The sequence below is a fragment of the Actinokineospora sp. NPDC051303 genome, assembly GCF_055586285.1.
The window spans coordinates 1-25,246 of the sequence record NZ_JBVJIN010000072.1; the positions used below are offsets into that span (position 1 = coordinate 1).

29 protein-coding genes and 1 pseudogene are annotated in these 25,246 nt (G+C 71.3%); 18 read left to right on the forward strand and 12 right to left on the reverse strand.

The window, feature by feature from the left end; all coding sequences use genetic code 11:
* Positions 1-121 precede the first annotated feature (121 nt).
* Complete coding sequence (locus tag ACZ6SD_RS30435; RefSeq protein ID WP_465320462.1) at positions 122-919, reverse strand: GNAT family N-acetyltransferase; 798 nt, start codon at positions 917-919, stop codon at positions 122-124.
* 45 nt (positions 920-964) lie between these two features.
* Here ACZ6SD_RS30435 and fdxA point away from each other — a divergent pair, with 45 nt between their 5' ends.
* Together fdxA and dapC are read left to right on the forward strand one after the other, a co-directional pair.
* Positions 965-1,285, forward strand: coding sequence for a ferredoxin (fdxA, locus tag ACZ6SD_RS30440; protein ID WP_228771641.1), 321 nt, complete (start codon positions 965-967; stop codon positions 1,283-1,285).
* Entirely contained in the window at positions 1,282-2,391 is a 1,110-nt protein-coding gene (dapC, locus tag ACZ6SD_RS30445) for a succinyldiaminopimelate transaminase (protein WP_465320463.1), read from the forward strand. The genes fdxA and dapC overlap by 4 nt, the downstream gene beginning before the upstream one ends.
* A 19-nt stretch (positions 2,392-2,410) precedes the next feature.
* On the opposite strand, the gene ACZ6SD_RS30450 is transcribed toward dapC, so the two are convergent.
* Positions 2,411-3,262, reverse strand: a complete 852-nt coding sequence (locus ACZ6SD_RS30450) for a CHAD domain-containing protein (protein WP_465320464.1) — start codon at positions 3,260-3,262, stop codon at positions 2,411-2,413.
* An 8-nt stretch (positions 3,263-3,270) separates the two neighbouring features.
* On the reverse strand, positions 3,271-4,263 hold the full coding sequence (gene dapD, locus ACZ6SD_RS30455; protein ID WP_465320465.1) for a 2,3,4,5-tetrahydropyridine-2,6-dicarboxylate N-succinyltransferase: 993 nt from the start codon (positions 4,261-4,263) through the stop codon (positions 3,271-3,273).
* A gap of 36 nt (positions 4,264-4,299) precedes the next feature.
* Here dapD and dapE point away from each other — a divergent pair, with 36 nt between their 5' ends.
* Complete coding sequence (gene dapE, locus ACZ6SD_RS30460) at positions 4,300-5,367, forward strand: succinyl-diaminopimelate desuccinylase (protein WP_465320466.1); 1,068 nt, start codon at positions 4,300-4,302, stop codon at positions 5,365-5,367.
* Between the two features lie 87 nt (positions 5,368-5,454).
* On the opposite strand, the pseudogene ACZ6SD_RS30465 reads toward dapE, so the two are convergent.
* Positions 5,455-6,247, reverse strand: a pseudogene (locus ACZ6SD_RS30465) (IS5 family transposase).
* A gap of 252 nt (positions 6,248-6,499) precedes the next feature.
* Between ACZ6SD_RS30465 and ACZ6SD_RS30470 the strand changes: the two are divergent.
* Together ACZ6SD_RS30470 and ACZ6SD_RS30475 are read left to right on the forward strand one after the other, a co-directional pair.
* Positions 6,500-7,282 carry an LOG family protein gene (locus ACZ6SD_RS30470; RefSeq protein WP_465320467.1) on the forward strand — a complete coding sequence of 261 codons (783 nt, stop codon included), beginning with the start codon at positions 6,500-6,502 and terminating at the stop codon, positions 7,280-7,282.
* Between the two features lie 8 nt (positions 7,283-7,290).
* Entirely contained in the window at positions 7,291-7,818 is a 528-nt protein-coding gene (locus ACZ6SD_RS30475) for an LOG family protein (protein WP_465320468.1), read from the forward strand.
* A 7-nt stretch (positions 7,819-7,825) separates the two neighbouring features.
* On the opposite strand, the gene ACZ6SD_RS30480 is transcribed toward ACZ6SD_RS30475, so the two are convergent.
* The gene (locus ACZ6SD_RS30480; protein WP_465320486.1) at positions 7,826-8,494 is read right to left on the reverse strand and encodes a lysophospholipid acyltransferase family protein; all 669 of its coding nucleotides are present in this window, start codon (positions 8,492-8,494) and stop codon (positions 7,826-7,828) included.
* A gap of 144 nt (positions 8,495-8,638) precedes the next feature.
* On the opposite strand from ACZ6SD_RS30480, the gene folP reads away from it, so the two are divergent.
* Together folP and ACZ6SD_RS30490 are read left to right on the forward strand one after the other, a co-directional pair.
* On the forward strand, positions 8,639-9,526 hold the full coding sequence (gene folP, locus ACZ6SD_RS30485; RefSeq protein WP_465320469.1) for a dihydropteroate synthase: 888 nt from the start codon (positions 8,639-8,641) through the stop codon (positions 9,524-9,526).
* 328 nt (positions 9,527-9,854) lie between these two features.
* Positions 9,855-10,760, forward strand: coding sequence for a glucosyl-3-phosphoglycerate synthase (locus ACZ6SD_RS30490; RefSeq protein WP_465320470.1), 906 nt, complete (start codon positions 9,855-9,857; stop codon positions 10,758-10,760).
* Positions 10,761-10,927: 167 nt separating this feature from the next.
* On the opposite strand, the gene ACZ6SD_RS30495 is transcribed toward ACZ6SD_RS30490, so the two are convergent.
* A complete protein-coding gene (locus ACZ6SD_RS30495; protein ID WP_465320471.1) occupies positions 10,928-11,503 on the reverse strand; it encodes a hypothetical protein in 576 nt (191 codons plus the stop codon).
* A 136-nt stretch (positions 11,504-11,639) separates the two neighbouring features.
* Complete coding sequence (locus tag ACZ6SD_RS30500; RefSeq protein ID WP_465320472.1) at positions 11,640-12,128, reverse strand: GNAT family N-acetyltransferase; 489 nt, start codon at positions 12,126-12,128, stop codon at positions 11,640-11,642.
* Positions 12,129-12,225: 97 nt separating this feature from the next.
* On the opposite strand from ACZ6SD_RS30500, the gene ACZ6SD_RS30505 reads away from it, so the two are divergent.
* From ACZ6SD_RS30505 to ACZ6SD_RS30515, 3 genes are read left to right on the forward strand one after another with little or no spacing between them, the layout of a single operon-like run.
* Complete coding sequence (locus ACZ6SD_RS30505) at positions 12,226-12,534, forward strand: DivIVA domain-containing protein (protein WP_465320473.1); 309 nt, start codon at positions 12,226-12,228, stop codon at positions 12,532-12,534.
* Complete coding sequence (locus tag ACZ6SD_RS30510; RefSeq protein ID WP_465320474.1) at positions 12,531-12,974, forward strand: SRPBCC family protein; 444 nt, start codon at positions 12,531-12,533, stop codon at positions 12,972-12,974. Before ACZ6SD_RS30505 ends, ACZ6SD_RS30510 begins: the two co-directional genes overlap by 4 nt.
* Positions 12,971-13,531, forward strand: a complete 561-nt coding sequence (locus ACZ6SD_RS30515) for a DNA-3-methyladenine glycosylase I (RefSeq protein WP_465320475.1) — start codon at positions 12,971-12,973, stop codon at positions 13,529-13,531. The genes ACZ6SD_RS30510 and ACZ6SD_RS30515 overlap by 4 nt, the downstream gene beginning before the upstream one ends.
* A gap of 7 nt (positions 13,532-13,538) precedes the next feature.
* On the opposite strand, the gene ACZ6SD_RS30520 is transcribed toward ACZ6SD_RS30515, so the two are convergent.
* Entirely contained in the window at positions 13,539-14,318 is a 780-nt protein-coding gene (locus ACZ6SD_RS30520) for an enoyl-CoA hydratase/isomerase family protein (protein WP_465320476.1), read from the reverse strand.
* A 21-nt stretch (positions 14,319-14,339) separates the two neighbouring features.
* Entirely contained in the window at positions 14,340-15,140 is an 801-nt protein-coding gene (locus tag ACZ6SD_RS30525; protein WP_465320477.1) for a PaaX family transcriptional regulator, read from the reverse strand.
* Between the two features lie 182 nt (positions 15,141-15,322).
* Between ACZ6SD_RS30525 and ACZ6SD_RS30530 the strand changes: the two genes are divergently transcribed.
* Both ACZ6SD_RS30530 and ACZ6SD_RS30535 read left to right on the forward strand, forming a co-directional pair.
* Positions 15,323-15,490, forward strand: a complete 168-nt coding sequence (locus ACZ6SD_RS30530) for a DUF3117 domain-containing protein (RefSeq protein WP_018684035.1) — start codon at positions 15,323-15,325, stop codon at positions 15,488-15,490.
* A 51-nt stretch (positions 15,491-15,541) separates the two neighbouring features.
* On the forward strand, positions 15,542-17,047 hold the full coding sequence (locus ACZ6SD_RS30535) for a leucyl aminopeptidase (RefSeq protein WP_465320478.1): 1,506 nt from the start codon (positions 15,542-15,544) through the stop codon (positions 17,045-17,047).
* Here ACZ6SD_RS30535 and ACZ6SD_RS30540 read toward each other — a convergent pair.
* Positions 16,969-17,484: a GtrA family protein gene (locus ACZ6SD_RS30540; protein WP_465320479.1), complete on the reverse strand. Its 516-nt coding sequence runs from the start codon at positions 17,482-17,484 to the stop codon at positions 16,969-16,971. The two genes, ACZ6SD_RS30535 and ACZ6SD_RS30540, sit on opposite strands and share 79 nt — an antisense overlap.
* A gap of 36 nt (positions 17,485-17,520) precedes the next feature.
* Entirely contained in the window at positions 17,521-18,699 is a 1,179-nt protein-coding gene (gene glgA / locus ACZ6SD_RS30545; protein ID WP_465320480.1) for a glycogen synthase, read from the reverse strand.
* A 128-nt stretch (positions 18,700-18,827) separates the two neighbouring features.
* Between glgA and glgC the strand changes: the two genes are divergently transcribed.
* Complete coding sequence (gene glgC, locus ACZ6SD_RS30550; protein WP_465320481.1) at positions 18,828-20,045, forward strand: glucose-1-phosphate adenylyltransferase; 1,218 nt, start codon at positions 18,828-18,830, stop codon at positions 20,043-20,045.
* A 6-nt stretch (positions 20,046-20,051) separates the two neighbouring features.
* On the opposite strand, the gene ACZ6SD_RS30555 is transcribed toward glgC, so the two are convergent.
* Positions 20,052-20,696, reverse strand: coding sequence for an O-methyltransferase (locus ACZ6SD_RS30555; protein ID WP_465320482.1), 645 nt, complete (start codon positions 20,694-20,696; stop codon positions 20,052-20,054).
* 265 nt (positions 20,697-20,961) lie between these two features.
* Between ACZ6SD_RS30555 and sigE the strand changes: the two genes are divergently transcribed.
* From sigE to ACZ6SD_RS30580, 5 genes are all read left to right on the forward strand, one after another.
* On the forward strand, positions 20,962-21,534 hold the full coding sequence (gene sigE / locus ACZ6SD_RS30560) for an RNA polymerase sigma factor SigE (RefSeq protein WP_091450576.1): 573 nt from the start codon (positions 20,962-20,964) through the stop codon (positions 21,532-21,534).
* Positions 21,535-21,577: 43 nt separating this feature from the next.
* Complete coding sequence (locus ACZ6SD_RS30565) at positions 21,578-22,198, forward strand: zf-HC2 domain-containing protein (RefSeq protein ID WP_465320483.1); 621 nt, start codon at positions 21,578-21,580, stop codon at positions 22,196-22,198.
* A gap of 105 nt (positions 22,199-22,303) precedes the next feature.
* Entirely contained in the window at positions 22,304-23,854 is a 1,551-nt protein-coding gene (locus tag ACZ6SD_RS30570) for a S1C family serine protease (protein WP_465320484.1), read from the forward strand.
* Between the two features lie 45 nt (positions 23,855-23,899).
* Positions 23,900-24,274, forward strand: coding sequence for a Sec-independent protein translocase protein TatB (gene tatB, locus ACZ6SD_RS30575; RefSeq protein WP_465320485.1), 375 nt, complete (start codon positions 23,900-23,902; stop codon positions 24,272-24,274).
* Positions 24,275-24,489: 215 nt separating this feature from the next.
* A protein-coding gene (locus ACZ6SD_RS30580) for an IS5 family transposase (protein ID WP_465320487.1) occupies positions 24,490-25,246 on the forward strand; the annotation gives its coding sequence in 2 pieces (ribosomal slippage) (positions 24,490-24,829 and positions 24,829-25,246; 758 coding nt annotated over the 2 pieces). This gene is flagged as partial in the annotation.

The following is a 25,246-nucleotide window of genomic DNA, read 5'->3' on the forward strand; positions in this document are numbered from 1 at the left end:
TCGTGGGGCCGAAGGCTCCCCACCCGTCTTTCCCACGACGGGATCTTCCTTCGTAGGGGCCCCGAAGAAACCACTCCACCCCATCGAGCAACCCCCAGAATCAGCCCCCACCAAGCAGCCCCTAACCAACCCCCCAAAACCGATAACAATGCGACCGCCGATACCCCAACCCCGAATACAGCCTCAACGCCCCCACGTTATCCACAGAAACCTGCAACACCCGCCGAACAGCCCCCGCCTCAGCCCCCCAAACATCCAACCCCGCCAACAGAAACCGCCCCAACCCCCGCCCCCGCCACTCCGGCTCCACCCCCAACACCGAGATATGCAGCCATTCCCCCACCACACACCCCCGAGCCACCCCCACCACCCGCCCACCACCCCGCACAGCCGCGAACCCGACCTTCGGCCCACTCGTCAACACATGCCGCTGCGCCCCAGTCATCCCACCGGCAGGCCACCCAGCAGCCGGTGACGAACACACCTCCGCCCCAACCCCGGCGACAACGAGCGGACTGGTCAACACCGCCGACTCGGCACCCCTAGGGTGCGCGAGATTCACCGCCCACCCAGCGGCAGCGAACTCGGCCTCCCACCGCGACCCGCTGACCACCTGCGCATACGGCCGAATCCCGTGCCGCGCGGCGAACTCGGCCACCGCGTCCAACGCCACCGGCGTCTCCACCCCGGGAGACCCGCAGATCAGCGCGCTGTTCGCCCGCCCCGTGTAACCGCCCGCCGCCCGCAGCCGCCAGTCGCCGAGTCGGTGTTCCACCAGGGGTGGCCACGCGTCCGCGCACACGGTTTCCAGCTCATCGACCCTGTCCACCCCTGAAGTGTGCTGACCGCGGTGTGAGCTAGGCGGCACCGGGTGCGTGCCCGTGTCCGGCGCGGGAGATACTGTCAAATGGTCGCGCATCCTCCCGAGTGCGCGCTGAACACCATGAAGGACCAGGAGAGCGCAGTGACCTACGTGATCGCCGAGCCCTGCGTCGACGTTCTCGACAAGGCGTGCATCGAGGAATGTCCCGTCGACTGCATCTACGAGGGCGACCGGATGCTCTACATCCACCCCGACGAGTGCGTGGACTGCGGCGCCTGCGAACCGGTCTGCCCGGTCGAGGCCATCTACTACGAGGATGACGTCCCGGACCAGTGGACGGCCTACACCAAGGCCAACGTCGACTTCTTCGATGACCTGGGCTCGCCCGGCGGCGCGTCGAAGACCGGCAAGGTCAGCGCCGACCCGGATTGGATCAAGGCGCTTCCCCCGCAGGGCGAGTGACTGTCATCCCCCGGTTCCCGGACCTCCCGGACTTCCCCTGGGACGCCTTGGCCGACCACGCCGACCGGGCGCGTGCGCACCCGGGCGGCGTGGTCGACTTGTCCATCGGCACCCCGGTCGACCCGGTGTCGCCGCTCATCCAGGCCGCGCTGGCCACCGCGTCGGAGATCCCCGGCTACCCCACCACCCACGGGATCCCCGAGCTGCGCGAGGCCGCTGTCGCCGCCTTGGCCCGCAGGCACGGTGTCACCGGCATCGATCCGGCCGCGGTGCTGCCCACAATCGGCTCGAAGGAGCTGGTCGCCTGGCTGCCGACTCTGCTCGGCGCGCGCGGCGGGACTGTCGTCATCCCCGAGTTGGCGTACCCGACCTATGAGGTCGGCGCCCGTCTCGCCGGGGCGACGGTGGTTCGCTCGGACAGCCTGGTGGCTCTCGGCCCGGCGGTCCCGGTCCTGGTGTGGCTCAACTCCCCGTCGAACCCCACCGGCCGCGTCCTCCCGGTGGAGCACCTGCGCAAGGTGGTCGATTGGGCCCGCGAACGCGGCACCATCGTCGTCTCCGACGAGTGTTATCTGACCTTGGGCTGGGAAACCGAGGCGGTGTCGGTGCTGCACCCGTCGGTCAGCGGCGGCGACCCCACCGGCATCCTCAGCGTCCACTCGCTGTCGAAGTCCTCCAGCCTCGCCGGTTACCGGGCTGGTTTCGTCACCGGCGACCCGGCCCTGGTCAAGGGGCTGCTGGAGGTCCGCAAGCACGCGGGCCTGATCGTCCCCCGCCCCGTGCAGGCCGCGATGACCGCCGCCCTCGCCGACGACACCCACGTCGCCGAGCAGAAGGCCCGTTTCGCCGCCCGCCGCAAGACTCTGCGCGCGGCGCTGGAAGCGGCGGGCTTCACCATCGACCACTCCGAAGCGGGCCTCTACCTCTGGTCCACCCGAGCGGGCGAAAGCGCGTGGTCGACCCTGGACTGGCTGGCCCAGCGCGGCATCCTCGCCGCCCCCGGCACCTTCTACGGCCCCACCGGCGACACCCACGTCCGCATAGCCCTGACCGCCACCGACGAACGCATCACCGCCGCCGCCGAACGCCTTCACGCGGAGCTCTGACGCGGCCCGCGCAACCGGGTCAGGCTGTGACGGTGTCCGAATCCAGCACGGCTTGGGCGCAGGTGTCGACCTCGGCCAGGGCGGAGCGCCATTCGGCGCGGGCCACCGTCTTGCGGGTGCGCTGCCGTTCGACCAGGCGGCCCGCGACGAAGACGACGTCCACGGGGATGCCGTCGCCGATCTCGTTGACGAGGCGGCGGATGGTGGCTTCGGCGATGGTGGCGTCCTGGTGGTCGCCGAGGATGTCCTGGAACGTCTTGGTCGCCTTCACCAGCGGGCGGACCTGCTTCTTCGCGGTTTCCTCCGCCATTTCCGCCGCGTAGCGCAAGCGTTTGCCGTGGATTCTCAGCTCGTGCAGGTCGTCGTCCGGCGGGTCTTCGCCGAGGGCGGCGGCGGCCTTCATCAGCTTCCGGTGCGGTTTCCGGATCACGCTCAGCACCGCCGTGGGCGTCTCCTCCTGCGGAGCCTCGGCCGCCGCCGTGGTGCGCAGGGACTCCAGCAGCGCCTTGTACCGCTTGCTGCGCAGGGTGCCCATCATCCGGCGGCGCGCCGCGCGCCGTTCGGCGACCAGGCCGCGCAGCAGTTCCTCCACCGCGCCCAGCTCGTCCGGGGAGAAGCCCTCAGCCTGGGCGCGCAGGTGGTCCAGTTGCACGTCCAGGTCGCGGACCGCGCCCAGTGACGCGCCCAGCCACCGCAGTTCCGCGTCCAGTTCCGGCGCGTCCAGCCCCGCCTTGATGGCGGCCCGGGCGCGGCGCACGGCCACGCGCATCTGGTGGACGTCCTCCATGGCCTCGGCGCCCTGGTGCTGGACCAGGGCGCCTGCCTGTTCTTCGAGGCGGGCGCGGACGCGGTCGGCGAGGGTGGCGGTCATGGGCGCTCTCAGTCGTTGGCGTGCAGGGCGGCGTTGAGTTGGACTCCGGCGCCCTTGCGGGAGACGACCTCGACGGCGCCGGTGGTGGAGTTGCGGCGGAACAGCAGGCCGGACTCGCCGGACAGCTCGCGGGCCTTGACGATGGTGCCGTCGGCGAGGACGACCTTGGTGCCCGCGGTGACGTAGAGGCCCGCCTCGACCACGCAGTCGTCGCCGAGGGAGATGCCGATGCCCGCGTTCGCGCCGAGCAGGCAGCGCTCGCCGATGGTGATGGTCTCCTTGCCGCCGCCGGAGAGCGTGCCCATGATCGACGCGCCGCCGCCGACGTCGGAGCCGTCGCCGACCGAGACGCCAGCGGAGATGCGGCCTTCCACCATGGACGCGCCCAGGGTGCCCGCGTTGTAGTTCACGAAACCCTCGTGCATGACGGTGGTGCCCACGGCCAGGTGCGCGCCCAGGCGCACCCGGTCGGCCTCGGCGATGCGCACGCCCGACGGCGTGACGTAGTCGACCATGCGCGGGAACTTGTCGACGCCGAACACGGTGACCTGGCCCTTGGCGCGCAGCCGCAGGCGGGTCGCCTCGAAGCCCTCCACCGGGCAGGGCCCGTGGTTGGTCCACACGACATTGGCGAGCAGCCCGAAGATGCCGTCGAGGTTCTGCCCGTGCGGCCGGACGAGCCGGGCCGAGAGCAGGTGCAGCCGCAGGTAGACGTCGTGCGCGTCGGTGGGCGGGCTTTCCAGGTCGTCGATGCCGGTGCGCACCGCGATCACCTCGACGCCGCGGGCGGGGTCGGGGCCGAGCAGCGCGGACACGCCCGTGCCCAGCTCCTCGACGGCTTCGTGCTCGGAGAGCCGCTGGGTGCCGGGCACCGCGGCCGCGCCGAGTTTCGGGTTCGGGAACCAGGTGTCGAGCACGGTCCCGTCGGTGGTCACCGTCGCCAGTCCGACGCCGTGCGCACCCTTGCTCTCAAACGCCTCTGCACTGCTCACAGTCGACACGTTAGCCAATGCGGCGCCGGAGTAGCGTGACGGGCCGTGACCGTTGAGCTGGATCTCACCACCGACCCCGTCGACCTCACCGCGGCCTTGGTCGACATCCCCAGCGAGTCGGGGGCGGAGACCGCGCTCGCCGACGCCGTCGAGCGGGCCCTGCGCGCGCAGGCTCCGCACCTGGAGGTCGTCCGCTCGGGCAACGCGGTGCTGGCCCGCACCCGGCTGGGCCGCCCGTCCCGGGTGGTCTTCGCGGGCCACCTCGACACCGTCCCTGCCAACCGGAACCTGCCGTCCCACCGCACCGACGGCGTCCTGCACGGTTTGGGCACAGTCGACATGAAGGGCGGCGACGCGGTCATGCTGCACCTCGCCGCGACGGTCCCCAACCCCAAACACGACCTGACTTTCCTCTTCTACGACTGCGAAGAGATCGACGCCTCCCGCAACGGCCTCAACCGAGTGGAACGCGACCTCCCAGACTGGATGACCGGCGACCTGGCCATCGTCTGCGAGCCGTCGAACGGGGTGGTCGAAGCAGGCTGCCAGGGCACCATGCGCGTCGAACTGCGCACCAAGGGCGTCCGCGCGCACTCCGCGAGGGCATGGATGGGCGTCAACGCCATCCACGCCCTGGCCGACCCCCTCCGCATCCTGGCTGAATACACCCCGCGCACGGTCGACATCGACGGCTGCGTCTACCGCGAGGGCCTACAAGCGGTCCACATCGCAGGCGGCGTGTCCGGCAACGTAGTCCCCGACGAAGCCCTCATCCGCATCAACTTCCGCTTCGCCCCCGACCGCACCCCAGCCCAAGCAGAAGCCCACCTCCGCGAGGTCTTCGACGGCCACGACCTCACCGTGGTCGACAGCGCCCCCGGCGCCCTCCCCGGCCTGTCCGCCCCCGCCGCCCAAGAACTCATCGCGGCCGCAGGCGGAACCCCCGTAGCCAAACTCGGCTGGACCGACGTAGCCCGCTTCGCCACCCTAGGCATCCCCGCCGTCAACTTCGGCCCCGGCGACCCCCTACTGGCCCACACCCACCAGGAAAACGTCCCAACCGAACACATCACCCACTGCGCAGACGTCCTACGCCGCCTGATCACCTCCTGACTTCCGAGAAAGCCGCACCCGAAGCTGCCAGGTGCTCGATGGGGTGGAGTGGTTTCTTCGGGGGAGAAGGAAGATCGCTAAGAGTTCCTAACAGAGTCGTGTGACGTGTCGCCAGGTGATGATGCAGGTGGCGAGGGCGAGGAAGGCTTGGTGGATGTCGTCTCGGCGTTCCCAGCGGATGCGGAGGCGTTTCATGCCGTGGTACCAGGCGATGGTGCGTTCCACGACCCAGCGGACGGCGCCCAGGCCGGAGCCGTGCAGGTGGTTGCGGGGCGCCAGGTAGGCGGTGATCCCCTTGGCCCGCACACGTTGCCGGACCGAGTCGTAGCCGTAGGCCCGGTCCCCGAACAATGTTTTGGGGCGGCGGCGGGGCCGCCCCGGGCGGCCCCGGACCGGGGGCACCGCATCCAACAGGGGCTCCACCTGGGTCAGGTCGTTACGGTTTTCCCCGGTCAACCCCACCGCCAACGGATCCCCTGTCCGTTGGTCAGGATGTGGTGCTTGAAGCCCGCCCGACCCCTGTCGACCGGGCTCGGCCCGCTTGTGGGCCGAGCCGGGCCGCCCGCACATGCGAGGAATCGATCACCGCCCGATCCCAATCCAGCCTGCCCCCGGCGTGCAACTCCGCCAACAAGACCTCATGCAGGCGCGCCCACACCCCGGCCTCGTTCCACTCCGCCAACCGCCGCCAACAGGTCATCCCCGACCCGAACCCCAACTCCCGGGGCAAAAACTCCCACTGGATCCCGGTGTGCAACACGAACAAGATCCCCTGCAACACCAGCCGGTCCGGCAACCGCCTACGCCCCGGATAACGAGGCCGCCGCACCACCACCGGCAACAACGGCTCCACCCGCGCCCACAACTCATCCGACACGATCCATGGCGGCGACTGCCCCTTCCTCACACCACCATGATCCACAACCAACAACCACCCCAACACCCACCTTGATCATTCCGTTAGGAACTCTAAGCTGGCTGCGCGTGTGAGGCCGGAGGCTTCCCACCCTCTTGCACACGGGCGATCTTCCTTCGTAGGGGCCCCGAAGAAACCACTCCACCCCATCGAGCAAACCCGCCAAGCCAACCCGGGAACCAACCCCAGCAGCCGACAAACCCTAGACTCGCCGAAGTGACGATCGACGGACCAGAAGTCCCCGCCAACGACGAGCACCCCCGCGAACGCCAACGCGGCCCGGTCACCCTGCGGCGCGGACGCAGCGACGAGGCAACCACCACCGACCAGCGGCTGCTCGACTCCCGCGGCCCCAGCGACTGGGTGCACACCGACCCGTGGCGGGTCCTGCGCATCCAGGCCGAGTTCGTGGAGGGTTTCGGCGCGCTAGCCGAGGTTCCCCGCGCGGTCACCGTCTTCGGCTCCGCCCGCACCAAGCGCGAGGACGCCGAGTACCGCCTAGGCCGTGAGATCGGCGCTGCCCTCGCCAACGCGGGCTTCGCGGCCATCACCGGCGGCGGTCCGGGCGCGATGGAGGCCGTCAATCGCGGCGCGTCGGAAGCGGGTGGGCTGTCCATCGGCCTGGGCATCGAACTGCCTTTCGAGCAGGGCCTCAACCCGTGGGTCGACCTGGGCGTGAACTTCCGCTACTTCTTCACCCGCAAGACGATGTTCATCAAGTATTCGCAGGCTTTCATCTGCCTGCCCGGCGGTTTCGGCACGCTCGACGAGCTGTTCGAGGCGTTGACGTTGGTGCAGACCAAGAAGGTCACCAAGTTCCCGGTGGTGCTGTTCGGCACCGAGTACTGGGGCGGCCTCTACGAGTGGCTGCGCACTTCCGTCTTGGCGGGCGGCAAGATCGGTGAGAAGGACATGGCGCTGCTGCACCTCACCGACGACGTGGACGACGCGGTCGGTGTGGTGGAGAAGGCGTACCAGGCGTGGAGTGACACGCATTGAGCCGGGCGGTGAGCGTCTACTGCGGTTCCCACTCGACAGTGCCGCGCGGCTACTTGGACCTGGCCGACGCGGTGGGCGCCGGGCTCGCCGCGCGTGGCTGGTCGCTGGTGTGGGGTGGCTCGGAGGTGTCGATGATGGGCGCGGTCGCCCGCGCCGCCCGCCGGGGCGGGGCGAGCACGGTCGGGGTCATCCCGCGTGGCCTGGTCGACTTGGAGAAGGCCGACCCGGCGGCCGACGAGCTGGTCGTGGTCGACACGATGCGTGAGCGCAAGCGCGAGATGGACGAGCGCGCGGACGCGTTCCTGGCCCTGCCCGGCGGTCTGGGCACGTGCGAGGAGCTGTTCGAGGTGTGGACTTCGCGCTACCTGGGGATGCACGCGAAACCCGTGGTCCTGCTCGACCCGGACGACCACTGGGAAGGCATGTTGTCCTGGGTCCGCGAGCTGCGCGCCCGCGGCTTCGCCAGCCAACTGGCGCTCGACGCCCTGGTGGTCGCCCGGACCGTGGACGAGGCGTTGGACGCCTGCGCGGCCTGAGCCGGTCTCACGCCGCGTTGGGCCGCTTGTGGTAGGAGTCGACGTACTCTTGGCCGGACAGCTCCAGGATCGAGTACATGACCTCGTCGGTGACCGCGCGGCGGATCGGCAGCGAGTTGGCCATGCCGTCGTAGCGGGAGAAGTCCAGCGGCGCGCCGAACCGCACGGTGATCCGGTGCGGGCGCGGCATCTTCTTGCCGGTGGGCTGCACCTTGTCGGTCCCGATCACCGCGACCGGCACGACAAGGGCCTTGTGCTCAAGGGCGAGCTGGGCGACGCCGGTGCGGCCGCGGTGCAATTTGCCGTCGAGGGAGCGGGTGCCCTCGGGGTGGATGGCGAACGCGCCGCCCTTGTCGAGCACGGCGCCCGCGACCTCCAGGGAGGCGAGCGCGGCGCGGCTGTTGTCGCGCCGCACGGGGATCGCCCCCAGCGCGCGGAACAGCACGGCGGTCATCCGCCCGCGCGGTGAGCGGCCCTCGAAGTACTCGGCCTTGGCCAGGAAAGCCACCTTGCGGGAGAGCATCATCGGGACCACGAAGCTGTCGATCACCGCGAGGTGGTTGATCGCCAGGATGACCGGCCCGTGCGCCGGGACGCGGTCGGCGCCCTCCACGACCGGCCGGAGGAGCATCCGGGTGACCAATGAGAGCACGGCACGCAACGCGCGGTAGAACACGACGAGTCCTCCTAGGTCCGCCACCACTGTAGCCAGGGTCGGCCATGGTCACTGTCCCGGCGCGGGGGCGTGAGCTGTCCGGCCCAGCGATCTACCCTGTCCGGCGGAGACACCGCTCACCGTCGGTGGCTCACGGCGGTGGGCATGGCACCATCGGTAAGCGTGACTGTCCTCCGGTTCGGCGAGCGCCCCGTGGCGCGTGATCGCGCCCTGGTGATGGCGATCGTGAACCGGACCAGGGACTCCTTCTACGACCGCGGCGCCACCTTCGCCGAGGCGGCGGCGCTGGACGCGGTCGACCGGGCGGTGGCCGAGGGCGCCGACATCGTGGACATCGGCGGTGTCCGCGCGGGCGCGCACGGCGAGCCGGTTGACGCGGCTGAGGAGGCCCGCCGGGTCGTGCCGTTCGTCGCGGCGGTGCGGGAGCGGCACCCGGGGCTGGTGCTCAGCGTCGACACCTGGCGGCACGAGGTGGGCCGCGCGGTGTGCGACGCGGGCGCGGACCTGATCAACGACACCTGGGCGGGCGCGGACCCCCGGCTGGCCGAGGTCGCCGCCGAGTACGGGGTGGGCATCGTCTGCTCGCACACCGGCGGCGCCGCCCCGCGCACCGACCCGCACCGCGTCCGCTACACCGACGTGGTGGCTGAGGTCGTCGCGGAGCTGGTGGCCCGCGCCGAGCGCATGGTCGAGCTGGGCGTGCCGCGCGCGGGCGTGCTGATCGACCCGACCCACGACTTCGGCAAGAACACCTGGCACGGCCTGGAGCTGCTGCGCAGGCTGGACGAGCTGGTCGGCACCGGCTGGCCGGTGCTGATGGCGTTGTCCAACAAGGACTTCGTCGGCGAAACCCTCGGCGCGGACGTGGACGACCGGGTGGACGGCACCCTCGCCGCGACAGCGGTGGCCGCCTGGGCGGGCGCGCGGGTGTTCCGCGCGCACCAGGTCCGCCGCACCCGGCAGGTGGTCGACATGGTCGCCAGCATCGCGGGCACCCGCCCGCCCGCCCGAGCGGTGCGAGCGCTGGCATGAGCGAGCTTGCGAGCGAATCATTAATACAGAGCGGGCTTGCCGGTGGATTGTTGATACAGAGCGGGCTTGCCGGTGGGTTGTTGGTGCGGAACGAGCTTGCCAACGAATCGGTGGCGCTGGGTGAGTGTGCTGGTGGGCGATTGGTGCGGGGCGAACTTGTTGATGGGTCAGTGGTGCGGGGTGAGGTGCTGACGAGCGGTTGGCGCGGGGCGAGTGTGTTGGTGAGTCATGCGACGCGGAGTGAGTTTGTGTGTGGAGCCCTGGCCCAGAATGTGCGTGCGAGGGAGCCGTTGACCTCGTGCGTCCGCCGGATCTGTGCGGTGGCCGCGTGAGCGGACTCGACCGGACCACCTGGCAGAGTCCAGAGTGGACGGTGTCGGAACTGGTGCGCGCCAAGGGGACGCGCACGGTCAGCGTCGTGCTGCCCGCGTTGAACGAGGAAGCGACCGTCGCGGGTGTCGTCGCGTCCGTCCTGCCGCTGGTGGGGTCCCTTGTGGACGAACTGGTCGTCGTGGACTCCGGCTCCACCGACCGCACCGCCGCCGTCGCCGCCGCGGCGGGAGCGCGCGTCGTCCACCGCGACGAGGTGCTGCCGGACCTGGAACCGCGCCCGGGCAAGGGCGAGGTCCTGTGGCGCTCGCTGGCCGCGACCACCGGGGATCTGGTCGTCTTCCTGGATTCCGACCTGGTGGAACCGGACCCGGCGTTCGCGCCGTCCCTGCTGGGCCCGCTGCTCACCACCTCGGGCGTGCACCTAGTCAAGGGCTTCTACCGCAGGCCGCTGCGCCTGGAGGCGGAGGAAGTCGGCACCGGCGGCGGCCGGGTCACCGAGTTGCTGGCCCGCCCCGTCCTGTCCGCCCTGCGCCCCGAACTCTCCGACGTCATCCAGCCACTGGGCGGCGAATACGCCGCCACCCGCGACTTCCTGTCCGCGGTTCCCTTCGCCGCGGGCTACGGCGTCGAGATCGGCCTCCTCCTCGACGCCCACACCCGCTACGGCCTCGACGGCCTGGCCCAGGTCAACCTCGGCGTCCGCAAACACCGCAACCGCTCCCTGCTCCAACTCGGCGTCATGGCCCGCCAAATCCTCGGCACCGCCCTGACCCGCTGCGGCATCGACTCCCCCTCCGGCGACCTCACCCAGTTCGTCCAGGTGGCCGGAGAATGGCTCCCCGACCGCATCCACGTCCCGGTCGAGGACCGCCCCCCGATGGCAAGCCTGATGACCGGCTGACGTCACGGGCACGCCCCGTGCCAGGGGAAACAGCTGGTGGCGACGCCAAACCGTTTGACGCACCTGGCCCGCGCGGCTAACGTGGAATCGTCGCCAGACCCACCGCGGTGCGGTCTGGAAGTGAGCCTCGGGAGATCCTGCCGGATGACAGGGCCCGGGGCTCGCGTCTATGTGGCGTCGATGATCTCCACTGTCACCCGGCGCGCAAGGGTTTTGAGGTAGCTCGGTTCGCCGATCCGGTCTTGGACCACGGCGCCGCACAGAGCATCCGCGATCCACAGGGCCGGGTCAGCCGGGCCCGCTTGGTGGGACATCCGAAGTTGCTCGACAAGGCTCTTGGACCGTCGAAGGCTGTCCAGCAATGCGCGGTCGCGCCGATCGTCAGCGGTTCCACGAGATTCCAGGATCAGGTGATCGCAACCGAGAGCGGTCAGTTCGCGCAGTAGACGTTCAAGGCACTTGCGGCGGCGACGCTCCGGTCGGTCGGCTCGCGGACCGACTCGCACCACGACGAAGCCGTCAATAGGCAATCGAGCGATCGCCTCGGCGACTTTCATCCGGCGTGCCGCCGACTCGTCCTTCCAATGCAGTTTCGGACCAGAGCTGGGCAGCCGCAATTCTCGCATTGTCGACCGTAGGTGCTCGACGTCATCCGCTTCGCCGATCGCCGCCGCCATGAGGTACACGTTGGGGTCCTTGACGGCATGTGAACCGGATTCGTCGCCCCATGCGCTGAAACTCACTCCGCCTCCCGAGTCGCGCCCGAGCCCCTGCGCGCACGCGGAGTTCAAGGCAGGGGAAGGAGCGTACTTGTGGGGAAGTCGACTTCACGATCGGCTGAACTTCGTTCTCGGTTTCGCTCAAGATTCCATTCTGAACTTATTCAGAAGTCCTGGCGCCGGGGACTGGGAGAGTCAGTTCCAGTTCCCGCAGCGCCGGGTCGTGCGGGTGGTCGTCGTCTCGGCCGGTGAGGGTGAAGCCGAGGCGTTGGTAGAAGCGCAGGGCGCGGGTGTTGGTTTCCACCGCCCATGCGGTCACCTGGGTGGCGTTCTGGGTGCGCGCCCAGTCGATGACGGCGGTGACGACCTCGGCGGCCAAGCCGGTGCCCCGGGTGTCCGGGTGCGCCCACACCGAGACCATCTCGACCTCCACCCCCGGGATGCCCGCCGCGATGGCCGCTGGGCGGTCGGCCAGCCAGCCCAGGAAGACGGCGTGCTTGGTTGGCCACTCGCGCCACCGGGCCTCGGTGAAGCGCAGTTCCCTGGCCAGGGTGGACCCGAAGGCGTGCGGGGCGTCGGTGAGGGCGGCCAGGCGGACGGCGCGCAGGTCCCGCCAGTCCGAGGGGGTCGCGCGGCGCACCTGGGGCATGTCGGCAGGGTCGCGGGAGCGGGTGGTCCGAGGCAACCGGTTTCGGGGGGCCGGTGGCCGGTGCGCGCACCCGGGCAGTCGTGACACCATGCCTCGGGTGACCACCGTGCTCATCTACCTCGTCGTCATGGTGCTCGTGGCGGCGGTGGTGTTCCTGCTGGCCTCGGTCGTGTTCGGGCGGGGCGAGGAGCTGCCCGCCCTGCCGCCCGGCGCGTCTCCGACCCGGCTGCCCGGGACCGGGGTCACCGGCGACGACCTGCGGGACGTGCGCTTCCAGCTTGTCCTGCGCGGCTACAAGATGTCCGAGGTCGACTGGGTGCTGCGGCGCGCGAGCGACGAGATCGACCAGTTGCGCGCCCGGGTGGCCGAGTTGGAGGCGAGCGCCCCGGCGGACGACGTCCGGTGATCGAGGTCACCGAGCGGGTCGACGTGGCCGCGCCTGCCGCCGCTGTCTGGGCGGCGGTGACCGACTGGGACCGGCAGGGCGAGTGGATGCTCGGCACGACCGTCCGGGTCACCGAGGGCGACGGCCGCGGCGTCGGCTCCCGGCTCGCGGCGTTCACCGGGGTCGGCAAGGTCGGGTTCACCGACACGATGGACATCACCGGGTGGGACCCGCCGCGCCGCTGCGAGGTGCGGCACACCGGGAAGGTCGTGCGCGGGTTCGGCGTGTTCGAGGTCCACGAGCGCGGCCCAGCCGCGTCGACCCTGGTCTGGCGGGAGCGGCTCGACCTGCCCCTGGGCGCGTTGGGCAGGCTGGGTTGGACGGTGCTGGGCCCCGGGTTCCGCGTCGGCCTGCGTCGGTCGCTGCGCCGGTTCGCCGCGTGGGCGGAGCGCGCGGCGTGATCGACCGCCCCCGCTGCGCCTGGGGCGCCTCGTCCCCCGACTACGCCGCCTACCACGACGACGAGTGGGGCGTGCCGCTGCGCGGTCGCGACGAGCTTTTCGAGCGGGTCAGCCTGGAGGCGTTCCAGTCCGGTCTGTCGTGGATCACGATCCTGCGCAAGCGCCCCGCCTTCCGGGCCGCCTTCGCGGGCTTCGACCCGGACAAGGTCGCCGCCTTCACCGACGCCGACGTGACCCGCCTGCTCGCCGACGCGGGCATCGTCCGCAACCGGGCCAAGATCGAGGCCACCATCCGCAACGCCCGCGCCATCGGCGACCTCGACCGGCCGCTGGACGACTTGCTGTGGTCCTTCGCCCCCACCGGCCCCCGCGTCCGCCCGGCCACCATGGCCGACGTCCCCGCCGTGACCCCGGAGTCGAAGGCGATGGCCAAGGAGCTCAAGCGCCGCGGCTTCGCGTTCGTCGGCCCCACCACCTGCTACGCGCTCATGCAGGCCACCGGCATGGTCGACGACCACGTCGCCACCTGCTGGCGCGCCCAGGCCGCGGCGGGCTGACCAGGCGTCAGCGGCCGGTGAAGTCCGGCTCGCGCTTGGCCACGAACGCCTCCACGGCCTCCCGGTGGTCCGCCGTGGCGCCTGCCTCGGCCTGGGTGCGGGCCTCGACGGCCAGTCCGTCGGCCAACGGGCCGCCCGAAGACGCCAGCATGGCTTCCTTGATCTTGGCGTAGGCCGTCGTCGGGCCAGCGGCGAGGCGGGTGGCCAGGGCGTGGGCGGTGGGCAGCACGTCCGCGGCGGGGACGACCTGGTTGACCATGCCGATCCGCAGGGCCTCCTCGGCTCCGACCGGCTTGGCGAGCAGCATCATCTCCATCGCGCGGCCGTAGCCGATGAGCCGGGGCAGGGTCCACGCCGCGCCGGAGTCGGCGGTGAGGCCGACGTTGGCGAAGGCCATCAGGAACTTGGTGGTGTCCGCCGCGATCCGCAGGTCGCACGCGTAGGCGAAGGACGCCCCCGCGCCCGCCGCCATGCCGTTGACGGCGGCGATGACGGGCTTCGGCATGGTGGTGATGGCCGTCACGATCGGGTTGTAGTGCTTCTCGACCGTGGCCAGCGGCGCCGGGTCGTTCGCGCGGAGCAGGGCGACGTGCTCTTTGAGGTCTTGTCCGGCGCAGAACGCCTTACCGGCGCCCGTCAGCACTACCGCCCGCACAGAGTCGTCCGCAGCCGCTGACGTGAGGGCGGTAAGCAGGGCTTCCTTGAGTTCGGTGGTCAGCGAGTTGAACGCCTCCGGCCGGTTCAAGGTCAGCGTGCGCACCCCGTCGCGATCCTCGGTCAACAGCACGGGCTTCTACCTTCCTGCCGGTTACGCGGGAGTCCTCTGCTTACCACCTGCGCCGAGGCAGTCGTCCAGGAACTCGGTCACAGCGGGGGCCAGCCGCGCGGTCTGCTCGTCGAAGAACGCCGCCGCCGTCGTGCCCGGCCAGTCCGCGGGCAGTAGTTCCTCTGGCAGCCCGGGGTCGCGGAAAAGGAACTTCCGCCACGCGTGCAGCAGCCGCTGGGACGCGGCGAACGCGGCGGCGGGAGCCGTGCCGTCCACAGCGGACATCACCGGAGTCCATTCCGCGACAAACGCGCGGTACTCCGCGCCCAGTGTGCCCAGATCCCACGCCCGCGCGGCAAGTTCGGCGTCGGAGCCATCGTGCGCGCCGAGGAAGACCTGGGCCGTAACGTCCTCCGCGGCCAGCACGTCGGCCAGTTCCGGCGACGGGCGCGGCGCCACCCAGGTCGACGGGCCGAGCGGGCCGTAGCCGAGCAGCCGCAGCGACGACGCGAGCCGCTCGCGTGCCCCGCGCGCCGGAATCTCCGCCAGCACCACGACATGCCACGTCCGCTCCCAAGTGGAGGGACCGGTGCGGTAGATCCGCGCGCCCGCCTCGTCCAGCCGCCTTTCCGCGCGGGCGGTAAGCGCGTAGCCGGGGCCTTCGGCCAGCCGCACCGGGGTGAGCCAGCCCTGACGGACCATTCTGGACACCGCGGTCCTGATGGCGGGCGCGCCGAAGCCCAGCGGCTCCAGCAGCCGCACCAGGGCGGCGACGGCGGCGGAGCCTCCCCGCTGCCTGAGGTAGCCGCCGTAGAGGTCGAAGAGGGCGGAACGAGCGCGCACGACGCCCGAGTCTGACAGGCCGCGGGAGGGGCCCGCCACCTATCGTGCCCGGTCACGCGACACGCGATGATCGGTTCGATTTCACCGCCGCGAGTCGATAGGGGAGAATGGCCGCGACCCGGTCGGTTCACCACGACGTGGACCGGTGTCGGGTGGGCAGGCTATGACGGAGGGAGCACGCTATGGCGGCCATGAAGCCCCGGACCGGGGATGGTCCCCTCGAAGTGACGAAGGAGGGCCGGGGCATCGTGATGCGCGTCCCGCTGGAGGGCGGCGGGCGTCTGGTGGTGGAGATGACCCCGGAGGAGGCCAGCAACCTCGGGGACGCGCTCAAGTCCGCCGCGGGCTGACCCCGCTCGTTTTTTCCCACGAAGATCGGCCCGAGTAGCACGGAGGAACGCTTGTCCACGCCGGTGCCGACCTTGCCGACGACGCTGCCCGACGTGGAGGTGTCCGCGGGCGCGCGCGGCGGCGTCCCGGTGGCCGTGCTCAGTCGGGCGCCAGAGGGCGACGGCCCGCCGCTGCTCGGTCCCGGTGGGGAGGCCATCACCGCGGACTGGGTGGACGGCGTCGCCCTCGCGGGCAAGGCGGGGGAGACCCAGCCCGGTCCAGCCGGGTCGGGCGTGCGGTGGGTCGTCGGCATCGGCGAGGGGCGGGCCGAGCACTGGCGCGCCGCGGGGGCGGCCCTGGTCCGCGCGATCGAGGCCAGGCTGGCCGACGAGATCGGGTCCGGGCGCAAGGGCCAGTCGGTGCAGGTCGAGCTGCCGCCGGACGCTGGGCCGGACGAGGCGGCGCGGTTCGTCCGCGGCCTCCTGCTCGGCGGGTACCGCTTTCGGGTGACCCGGGACGAGCCGAAGCCGCGCCTGCGGTCGGTGCGGCTGGTGGTGTCCGATGCGGACCGTCGGGAAGGGATCGCCGAGGCGGCGCGCCGGGCGGGCGCGCTGGCCGCGGCGACCGCGTTCGCCCGTGACCTGGCGAACACCCCGTCCAACGTCAAGGACCCGGCCTGGCTGGCCCGCACGGCGGCCCGCGCCGCGGCGCGGGAGTCCGGCCTGGACGCGGTGGTCCGCGACGAGAAGTGGCTGGCCGCGCACGGCTTCGGCGGCCTGCTCGCGGTGGGCGGCGGGTCCGACCGGCCGCCGCGCCTGCTGCACCTGACCTGGTCACCGGCCGGGGCGACCGGCCCGCACCTGGCGCTGGTCGGCAAGGGCATCACCTTCGACACCGGCGGCATCTCGATCAAGCCCGCGGACGGCATGCACCTCATGCGCACCGACATGGCGGGCGGAGCCGCGGTCATCGCCGCGATGATCGCCATCGCCCGGCTGGACCTGCCCGTGCGGGTGTCCGCGCTGGTGCCGTGCGCGGAGAACCACGTCTCCGGGTCCTCCTACCGCCCCGGCGACGTCGTGCGCCACTACGGCGGCCGCACCACCGAGGTCACCAACACCGACGCCGAGGGCCGCATGGTCCTGGCCGACGCCCTGGTCTACGCCGACACCGACCTGGGCGCCGACGTCCTGGTCGACGTGGCCACCCTGACCGGCAACATGAAGGTCTCCCTCGGCCTGCGCACTGGCGGCCTCTTCGCCACCGACGACGCCCTCGCCGCCCGCGTCCGTGAGGCGGGCGACCGCGTCGGCGAGGCGTGGTGGCGGATGCCGCTGCTCGACGAGTACGCCGACGACGTGGCCAGCGAGATCGCCGACGTCCGCCAGTGCCCGCCGGGCCCCGGCGGCATCACCGCGGCCCTGTTCTTGCGCGAGTTCACCGGCGGCCGCCCCTGGGCGCACCTGGACATCGCCGGTCCGGCCCGCGCGGACAAGACCTACGACGACGTGGTCCCCGGGGCGACCGGGTTCGCCGCGCGCACGCTGGTGGAGCTGGCGGACTCGTACCGGTCTTGATCGAAGACCCGGTCGAGCACGGCGAACTTCGCCACGAACACCGGCAGGCCGCTGAGCACGTAGGTCACGTTCAGCACCAGCGTGCGCAGGCTCCGGTCGGTCACCAGCGGCCCGACCAGCCAGTCGACCGCCGTGGTCAGCCCGACCGACACCGCCCCGCCCAGGGCGGTGACCACCAGGTACCCGACGAGTTGCCTGCTCAGCCGGGGGATGCCGCGCTGCCCCCAGGCCCACCAGCGGATCATCACGAAGTGCGGCAGCGCGCCAGCGGCGAACGCCACCGTGCTGGCGGCCATCGCGTCCATCCCGCCGGAGGCGTAGAGCGCGAACAGCACCAGTTGGCTGATTCCGGTGGCCACCAGCGAGGCGACCGTGTACCGCGTGAAGCGCAACCCGCTTCGGCGGAACCAGCGCCCCAACACGCTCAAACCCTCCACAATGCGCACACTACGAGTCGGTGGCTGACCGTTCTCTCAGTCGGCCTGTCCACTCGGAGATTCCCCGAGCGCGGTGCGGTACACCTCGACGGTCCGCTGGGCCACCGACGTCCAGGAGAACTCCCGCTCGGCCCGCTCTCGGCCCGCCGCGCCCATGGCCGCGGCCCGCGCCGGGTCGTCCAGCAGGGCGTTGACCGCGTCGGCCAGTCCACTGCGGAACGCCGAGGGGTCGGCCTCGTCGTAGTGCGCCAGCAGGCCCGTCTCGCCGTCGGCGACGACCTCCGGGATGCCGCCGACGTCGGAGGCCACCACGGCCGTCGCGCACGCCATGGCCTCCAGGTTCACGATGCCCAGCGGCTCGTACACCGACGGGCACACGAACACCGTGGCGTGGCTGAGCAGCTGCCGCACCTCGGCGGCCTGCAGCATCTCCTGAATCCAGAACACCCCCGCGCGCGCCGCCGCGAGTTCCGCGACGGCCGCGCGGGTCTCCTCGGCGATCTCCGGGGTGTCCGGCGCGCCCGCGCACAGCACGATCTGCGCGCCCGGGTCCATGTGGTGCGCCGCGGCGACGAGGTGGGCCAGGCCCTTCTGCCGGGTGATCCGGCCGACGAACACCACGGTCGGCCTGCCCGGGTCGATGCCGAAGCGGCGCAACACGTCGTCTTCGGCGACCGGGCGGTAAGCGGTCGCGTCGATGCCGTTGCGCACCACGTGCACCTTGGCCGGGTCGAGCGCGGGGTAGCAGGCGAGCACGTCGGCGCGCATGCCCGCGCTCACCGCGATGATCGCGTCGGCGGACTCGTAGGCGGTCCGCTCGACCCACGACGACAGCCGGTATCCGCCGCCGAGTTGCTCGGCCTTCCACGGCCTGCGCGGCTCCAGCGAGTGCGCGGTGACCACGTGCGGCACCCCGTGCAGCACGCCCGCCAGGTGACCGGCCAGGTTCGCGTACCAGGTGTGCGAGTGGACGAGATCCACTGTGTCCACCGCCGCGGTCATCGACAGGTCCGCCGACAGCGTCCGCAGCGCCGCGTTGGCGTGCTCCAGCCCGGCGGCCGGGTTGTGCGCCGTGGCGTCCGCGCGCGGCCCGCCGAAGCAGTGGACGTCGACCTCCACCAGCTCGCGCAGCCTCGGCACCAGAAAGCCGACGTGCACCCCCGCGCCGCCGTAGACCTCCGGCGGGTATTCCCGTGTCAGCAGCCCTATGCGCACCACGGTCACGCTAGGGCATGCGGGTCGCCCAAACACGGTGAGGCGCGCGGGTGAACGGCGTGTCAACCAACTCCGACACGGACCGCGACGTCTGGCAAGACTCCCACCGCGACAGTTAGGGTCGGACCGTGAAGGGCCAGCCGCGCGTACTCGGAATCGTGTTGGCGGGCGGCGAAGGCAAGCGGCTGTGGCCCCTGACCGCCGACCGCGCCAAACCCGCCGTCCCGTTCGCGGGCAACTACCGGCTGGTGGATTTCGTCCTGTCCAACCTGGTCAACGCCGGTTTCCACCAGCTCTGCGTGCTCACCCAGTACAAGTCGCACTCGCTGGACCGGCACATCTCCACGACCTGGCGGCTGTCCACGGTCTTGGGCCAGTACGTCACCCCGGTCCCGGCGCAGCAGCGGCTCGGCCCGCGCTGGTACACCGGCAGCGCGGACGCCATCTACCAGTCGCTCAACCTCGTCTACGACGAGCAACCCGACCACATCGCCGTCTTCGGCGCGGACCACGTGTACCGGATGGACCCCGGGCAGATGCTCGACCAGCACGTCGAGTCCGGCGCGGGCGTCACCGTCGCGGGCATCAGGGTCCCGCGCGCCGAGGCCCGCGCGTTCGGCTGCATCGACTCCGACGAGCAGGGCAAGATCACCCGCTTTCTGGAGAAGCCTGCCGACCCGCCCTCGGTGCCCGGCCACCCGGACGTCACCTTCGCCTCGATGGGCAACTACCTGTTCTCCACCAGCGCCCTGATCGAGGCCCTGCGCGCCGACGCCGCCGACAAGGACTCCCTGCACGACATGGGCGGCGACATCATCCCCATGCTCGTCGGGGCGGGCAGCGCGCACGTCTACGACTTCGCTGACAACGTCGTCCCCGGCGAGACAGAACGCGACCGCGGCTACTGGCGCGACGTCGGGACCCTGGACGCCTACTACGACGCGCACATGGACCTGGTCTCGGTGCACCCGGTCTTCAACCTCTACAACCGGCACTGGCCGATCCGCACCGCCACCCCGCCGCTGCCGCCGGCCAAGTTCGTCAACGCGGGCGCGGCGGTCGAGTCCATCGTCGGCCCGGGCACGATCATCTCCGGCGCCTCCGTGGTCGACTCGGTCATCAGCGCCGACGTGCTGATCGAGGACGGCGCCCAGGTCGAGGGCAGCGTGGTGCTGCCCGGCGCCCGCATCGGCAAGGGCGCGGTGGTCCGCAAAGCCATTTTGGACAAGAACGTCGTGGTGGCCGACGGCGTCCGCATCGGGGTGGACCCTGAAGCGGACCGCGCCCAGTACACGGTCAGCGGCAGCGGCGTGGTGGTCCTCGGCAAGGGCGCCCGGGCCGAGTAAGCCCTCTTAGCCAGCCTTGGCCGCGACTAACAGGCCGTCACCCAGCGGCAGCAGCAACGGAACCAGTCTCTCGTCGTCGCGGACAGCGCTGACCACTTCGCGCAGCGCCACGGTCTCCGCGTCCCGTTGGCCCGCGTTCGCGCGGCACAGGACGTTGTCGAACGCCAGGACGCCGCCCGGCCGCAGCAGGCGCACGCCCTGCTCGTGGTAGCTGGGGTACTCGTGCTTGGCGGCGTCGACGAACAGCAGGTCGTAGCCGCCGTCGGTCAGCCGGGGCAGGACGTCGAGGGCGCGGCCCATGATCAGCCGGGTGCGGCCGGGGGCGATGCCCGCCTGCCGGAACGTGCCCTTGGCGACGGCCTGCGCCTCGGGCTCCACGTCGATGGAGGTCAGCACCCCGTCCGGGGCCATGCCGCCGAGCAGGTAGAGGCCGCTGACGCCGACGCCGGTGCCGATCTCGACCACCGCCCGCGCCCGCAGCGCGCACGCCAGGAACCGCAGGGCCGCCCCGCAGCCGGGGCCGATCGCCTGCCAGCCGCGCTGCCCGCCCAGGGCCCGCGCAGCGACGATCGCCTCGTCCTCCTCGGTCAGGCCCGCGTCGACGTGCTCGCATAGCTCCGCCGAGTGCACGGCAGGCGATTCCGGTCCCACGGAGACGCAGATTAGCGGCGGCGGCGGCCAAATCGGGTGAACCCCGCCCGGTAGGTCACGCCGGACCTTTTTCTCAGGCTCGTCTCAGCAGGTTCTCACGGTCGCCATAAGGGGGTACCCCACAGTGGAACCCATGGCGGGGATGGTTGGGAAAGCGGGGAACGCGGTGAGTGTCGGGGACACGATGGTCGGGAACAACGCGGGACGCGCGCGCGTTGACGAGAGCAGTGGGCAAGACGGCTTTCAGGAGGTGCCTATCTCCACGATGCAGAGTGTCGCCGAGGTGAAGCCGGTCGACCTCGACGCCGCGGCCTGGACGCCGCCGTCCTGGGACGAGATCGTGCGCGAGCACGGCGACCGCGTGTACCGGCTCGCTTACCGGCTGACCGGTAACGCGCACGACGCCGAGGACCTGACCCAGGAGACGTTCATCCGGGTGTTCCGGTCGCTGGCGTCCTACAAGCCCGGCACGTTCGAGGGCTGGCTGCACCGCATCACCACGAACCTGTTCCTCGACATGGCCCGCCGCCGCTCGCGGCTGCGCATGGAGGGCCTGCCGGAGGACACCGACCGCCTCGCGGGCGACGATCCGAGCCCGGAGCAGGTCTACGCCGAGACCCACCTCGACCCGGACCTGCAGGACGCGCTGGACGAGTTGCCGCCCGAGTTCCGCGCCGCGGTCGTCCTCTGCGACGTCGAAGGACTGTCGTACGAGGAGATCGGCGCGACCCTCAACGTGAAGCTGGGTACTGTTCGCAGCAGGATTCACCGGGGCCGCCAGGCCCTGCGCGCGTCGCTGGAGCGGCGCCGGGAACTTGCCCAGGAGGCGACGGCATGACCCGCGTGTCCACCGCGGCCGACTTCCGCCCGGAGGTCGGCCGATGACGTTCGAGCGTGCCTTGGGGCTGCCGGAACAGCACCTCATGCCCGACGCCGTGGTCGCTTTCGTCGACGGTGAGCTCGGCCGCACCGCGCACGACCGCGCGGTGGCCCACCTGGCAGGCTGCCGGTGGTGCGCGGCGGAGGTCAGCGCCCAGCGCCAGGCCCGGGCCGCGGTGCGCGCCGCCGACGTCCCCTCGATGCCCGCGGGTTTGCTCGCCTCGCTGCGCGCGATCCCGCAGGAGGTCGAGCTGCCCGCGACGCCGGACGGGCTCGCGGTGACCGAGGACGGCCAGCTCGTGGCCATCCAGCGGCCCGAGCGCGCGCGGACCACCGGTTTCGGCTCCAGCACGCCGCTGGGCTCGTCGGCCAAGCTCGGCGAGGGCCGCGCGGTCCTGGGCCGCCGCCCCGGCAGGCGCGCCGCCCAGGGCGCCGGGGTCGTGGTGTCCGGCCTGGTCCTCGGCGCGTTGGCGCTGGTCAACACCACCGGCGCTGGGCCGACGACCGAAGGCGCTGAGCCCGCCGCCCCGATCGTGGGTGGCGACGTGGAGCCGGTCGGTTTCGTCGGCAACCGCATCGCCCACGTCGTCTCACCGAGCTTCGGCCTGGTCTCGGCCCGCTGACCAGCTTTCGCCAAGGCCCCCCGCCCGTCGTGCGGGGGGCCTTGGCGCGTGTTGAGGTTGGGTCGCAACGCTTACTTCACTGTGGGTTTGGCACTCTGGGGAACGATGAATCAGCAGAACTTCGACCCTGAGACCGCGCGCGCTGACGAGCAGCCGCCGCGGAACGGGGTCGTGCCTGTGGGCGCCGAGCAGCGGATCACGCCGCGGCCGTTGGACCGGCCTGCCGTCGACCCCACCATGGCCGCCGCGTTCGGCAGGCCAGCCGGGGTGGCGGGCGCGTTCTCGCCGTCCGCGGGCACGCCGCCCGCGCTGGGCGAGCTGACCGCCGCCCCACCGCCGCCGGAGTCCCTGGCGAACGCGTTCGGGCGTCCCCCTGGCGAGACCGAGGTCTTGCAGCGCCCACCGGGCTCCGACACCGCGTCCGACCCGTCCGACGACGCGCTGTGGTCCCCGGACGCCGACCCGTGGCGCGACCCGGCGGCGGGTGCCGTCATCGGGCCGCCCGCGGTTGACCGACCGGACGAGACTGAGCTGGACGCCGGTAAGCGGCCGTCCGGGACCCTCTTGAGTCTGTCCGACGTGCTCTTCGGCAGGCGGGTGAAGCCGCTCGCCTTGGCCGCTCTTGGCCTTGTCGCGCTCCTGGTGGGGGCGACGGGCGGGCTGGTGGGGTGGTTCCTCGCGCGCGGCGGCGACCAGCTCACCAGCGACGTGACGCTCGCCCAGACCCAGCCCGGCAAGGAGCGCCCGGCGGGGTCGGTGTCCGACATCGCCAAGCGGGTGCGGCCCGCGGTGGTGTCCATCGAGGTGAAGATGGACCAGGGCGGCGGCACCGGTTCCGGTGTGCTGATCGACGGCGCGGGCTACATCGTCACCAACTGGCACGTCGTCACCCTCGAAGGCCGCGCCGACGAGAGCGCCAAGATCACCACGGTGTTCACCGACGGCACCCGGACCGAGGCGGCCCTGGTGGGCGTCGACGCGAAGACCGACCTCGCCGTGATCAAGGTGAACGTCACCAACCCCACCGTCCTCCAGTTCGGCGACTCCGACCAGCTCCAGGTCGGCGACTCGGTCCTGGCCATCGGCTCCCCGCTGGGCCTGGCCGACACGGTCACCGAGGGCATCGTGAGCGCCCTGCACCGCCCCGTGGTGGCCGGTGGCGACAACGGGGAGGCGCCGATCACCTACGACGCCATCCAAACCGACGCCGCGGTGAACCAGGGCAACTCCGGCGGCCCCTTGGTCGACTCGACCGGGTCCCTGGTGGGCATCAACTCCGCGATCCGCAGCAGCGAGGGCAACACCGGCAGCGTCGGCCTAGGTTTCGCCATCCCGTCGAACGACGCCAAGCGCATAGCCGAAGCCATCATCCGCGACGGCCAGGTCAAACACGCCGACCTGGGCGCCAACGTCCGCTCGGTGTCCGCCGAGACCGCCGAGGGCGCCCAGGTAGTCAACGTCATCGAGGGCGGCGCCGCGGCCGAGGCGGGTATCGTCGAGGGCGACGTGATCCGCAAGGTCGGCGACCGGCAGGTCCGCAACGCCGCCGAGCTGACCGTGGCGGTGCGCATGTTCCAGCCGGGGCAGGTTGTTCCCCTGGTGTTGGCCCGGCAGGGGCGCGAGCTGACCATTCAGGTAACCCTGCGGTCTGATTGACCGGCTACCCTGGTGCGGTAGCGGCCTAGTTCGGAGGTAGCGAGGGTGTTCGAGAGCATCGGCTGGGCCGAGATCCTCGTACTCGGCATAGCCGGTCTGTTCATCCTGGGCCCCGAACGCCTCCCCTCAGCGGCGGCGTGGTTGGGCCGCTCCATCCGCAAGGTCCGCGAGTTCGCCACCGGCGCCCGCGACCAACTCAAGACCGAACTGGGCCCGGAGTTCGACGAGCTACGCAAGCCTTTGCAGGACTTGCAACAACTCCGCAACTTCGACCCCAAGCACATCGTCGCCAACCAACTCTTCGGCGACGACACCAACGGCAGCGTCAAACCCAACGGCTACGCGAGCACCCAACCCCCGGTGCCCAAGCCAGACCCCCCCAAGCCAGAACGCCCCCCCTTCGACCCCGACGCCACCTGATCGGGGCCAGTTTGGCTGGTGGGGCTGGATCGGGTGGAGTGGTTTCTTCGGGGCCCCTACGAAGGAAGATCGCCGTGTGAAAGACGGGTGGGATGCCTTCGGCCTCACACGTGCGGAGCCAGCTTAGAGTTCCTAACGGAATGATCAGGTTGGGTGTTGGGGTGGTTGTGGGTGTGGATCATGGTGGGGTGAGGAGGGGTCAGTCGCCGCCGTGGATCGTGTCGGATGAGTTGTGGGCGCGGGTGGAGCCGTTGTTGCCGGTGGTGGTGCGGCGGTCTCGTTGTCCGGGGCGTAGGCGGTTGCCGGATCGGCTGGTGTTGCAGGGGATCTTGTTCGTGTTGCATACCGGGATCCAGTGGGAGTTTTTGCCCCGGGAGTTGGGGTTCGGGTCGGGGATGACGTGTTGGCGGCGGTTGGCGGAGTGGAACGAGGCCGGGGTGTGGGCCCGCCTGCATGAGGTGCTGCTGGCCGAGCTGCACGCTTCGGGCAGGTTGGATTGGGATCGGGCGGTGATCGATTCCTCGCATGTGCGGGCGGCGCGGCGCGGCCCACAAGTGGGCCGAGCCCGGTCGATCGGGGTCGGGCGGGCTCCAAGCACCACATCCTGACCGACGGACAGGGGATCCCGTTGGCGGTGGTGTTGACCGGCGGCAACCGTAACGACCTGACCCAGGTGGAACCCCTGTTGGATGCGGTGCCCCCGGTCCGGGGCCGCCCCGGGCGGCCCCGCCGCCGCCCGGGGGCGTTGTTCGGGGACCGGGCCTACGGCTACGACTCGGTCCGCAAGCGTGTGCGGGCCAGAGGCATCACCGACCACCTCGCGCCCCGCAACCACCTGCACGGCTCCGGCCTGGGCACCGTGCGGTGGGTCGTGGAGCGCACCATCGCCTGGTACCACGGCATGAAACGCCTCCGCATCCGCTGGGAACGCCGAGACGACATCCACGAGGCCTTCCTCGCCCTCGCCACCTG

What these genes read in the sequence shown, in the direction of transcription:
- folP (WP_465320469.1), top strand. Translation starts at nt 8,639, where the DNA reads ATGGCACCATCGGTAAGCGTGACTGTCCTCCGGTTCGGCGAGCGCCCC.
- ACZ6SD_RS30450 (WP_465320464.1), bottom strand. Translation starts at nt 3,262, where the DNA reads ATGACCGCCACCCTCGCCGACCGCGTCCGCGCCCGCCTCGAAGAACAG.
- ACZ6SD_RS30500 (WP_465320472.1), bottom strand. Translation starts at nt 12,128, where the DNA reads ATGCCCCAGGTGCGCCGCGCGACCCCCTCGGACTGGCGGGACCTGCGC.
- sigE (WP_091450576.1), top strand. Translation starts at nt 20,962, where the DNA reads ATGCAGAGTGTCGCCGAGGTGAAGCCGGTCGACCTCGACGCCGCGGCC.
- ACZ6SD_RS30565 (WP_465320483.1), top strand. Translation starts at nt 21,578, where the DNA reads ATGACGTTCGAGCGTGCCTTGGGGCTGCCGGAACAGCACCTCATGCCC.
- ACZ6SD_RS30530 (WP_018684035.1), top strand. Translation starts at nt 15,323, where the DNA reads ATGGCGGCCATGAAGCCCCGGACCGGGGATGGTCCCCTCGAAGTGACG.
- ACZ6SD_RS30435 (WP_465320462.1), bottom strand. Translation starts at nt 919, where the DNA reads ATGCGCGACCATTTGACAGTATCTCCCGCGCCGGACACGGGCACGCAC.
- ACZ6SD_RS30570 (WP_465320484.1), top strand. Translation starts at nt 22,304, where the DNA reads ATGAATCAGCAGAACTTCGACCCTGAGACCGCGCGCGCTGACGAGCAG.